We start from the raw sequence: 1,327 nt of genomic DNA, 5'->3' as shown, positions 1-1,327 counted from the left end.
AAGCGCCATTGGCTGCGTCCTGCGGAGAAAGCGTTGATCGAGGCTTTCAATCCCATCTGCAACGGTGAAACCACGCCTGGCAGCGAACGGGACGGGATTGGGCCTGACGAGGTCGAAAAGATGATGGCGGCGCTTTTCGGTGATGACGGGGACACCCGCCATGTCTCAGAAAATGACGGCGCTGACCTTGGGAATGAAGGTACATCCCTCGATACGTCGACGGCCAAGGACGACGACGATGCGACGGATGGCGAGCGTAAATTCCGCGCGCGCCTTTCGACCGATGGTGCGGCACTCGTCGAAGAATTGTCGACCCGTTGCCCACGAAGCATGACGATCGGTTTCACCGACACCCCGGACCTGCGAATCTACGTAAATCAGCCGCGCCGCCGTGTGTTGCTGACTATGAGCACGTGTGCCGATGGCCAGATCGCTTGCCACACATTAGCCAGCGTTGCCGTGTGTCGGGCGCTCGGCTTCGATGCCAAGGAAGAGCGTGGGGGCCCAATGAAGGCTGGCTTCACCCTTGATTCAAGGGCGGTCGATGTCACCGATCTGGTGGCCGTGGGCGGCGCCGCGGTGCAGCCTCTCGACGTCTGAATGTTTGAAGCCGGGACCATTCGCGAACGGTCCCAACTGCCCTTAAAGACTTCGATCGCGGTGGTTGAGCGCCGTCTAGCCGGGATGGACGTCGGTCTGGACCAGCTTGGCCGCTACGACCCGCATCGCCTCGACGTCGCGGCCGCAATAGATGCGCAATGCAGATGCCAAGGCGGCGCGACGCGCTGCTGTGCAATCGTCCGCTACCGCCGCGCGATACGCCTCGACGGCATCGCCGCCGTCCTTTACCTCGAGCGCACCATAATCGAGAAGTGACGCGATCGTCGGCAGCACCGCCTTAATCGACCAACTGCCACGCTGGTCGCGGTGGTACCAATGGTCTCGGGTGACGGGGAGTAGATCCACAACCCTGTCAGCCAGGGATCAAGCCCGGTTTGGCTGCGTGGATACGGAACGACGTTCGCAGTATTCGCAAAAGGGTAGAGCCCCCGATGCGATAGGGCAGGCGGCGTCAGCATCTGCTCATAGAACCAACCGGGGTCTGGTTCTATAAGGGTAAATTACTGGCTATGGTCGAATTGTGATCACAGCGGTGATCGTCGCTTGGCTGGTTCGCTCGAGGGCACGGCGAGGCGCAGCGGTGTCGAGGTGTGCCGCATCCTGGTATCGCGCTGGTATCGCAGGTGCGTCGATTTTGGCGTTTTGATGCCTATAACTAATGCTGACAATAACCCACGGTTTTCTGGAGTTTTTGCCAAAAGCTGTC

At 60.1% G+C, this 1,327-nt stretch carries 3 protein-coding genes; 1 reads left to right on the top strand and 2 read right to left on the bottom strand.

From position 1 onward, the window contains the following. Positions 1 to 600, top strand: a 600-nt coding sequence (locus tag U1872_RS22375) for a hypothetical protein (protein WP_332795067.1), incomplete at its 5' end; no start/stop codon positions are given. 75 nt (positions 601 to 675) lie between these two features. Here U1872_RS22375 and U1872_RS22370 read toward each other — a convergent pair. Together U1872_RS22370 and U1872_RS22365 are read right to left on the bottom strand one after the other, a co-directional pair. Further along, positions 676 to 966: a hypothetical protein gene (locus U1872_RS22370; protein WP_332746239.1), complete on the bottom strand. Its 291-nt coding sequence runs from the start codon at positions 964 to 966 to the stop codon at positions 676 to 678. Between the two features lie 179 nt (positions 967 to 1,145). Next, on the bottom strand, positions 1,146 to 1,327 hold a 182-nt coding region (locus tag U1872_RS22365), incomplete at its 5' end, for a hypothetical protein (protein WP_332795066.1).

Source organism: Parasphingomonas frigoris (assembly GCF_036663815.1).
Taxonomy (GTDB): Bacteria; Pseudomonadota; Alphaproteobacteria; order Sphingomonadales; family Sphingomonadaceae; genus Sphingomonas.
This window is presented reverse-complemented; position numbering and strand designations above follow the sequence as displayed.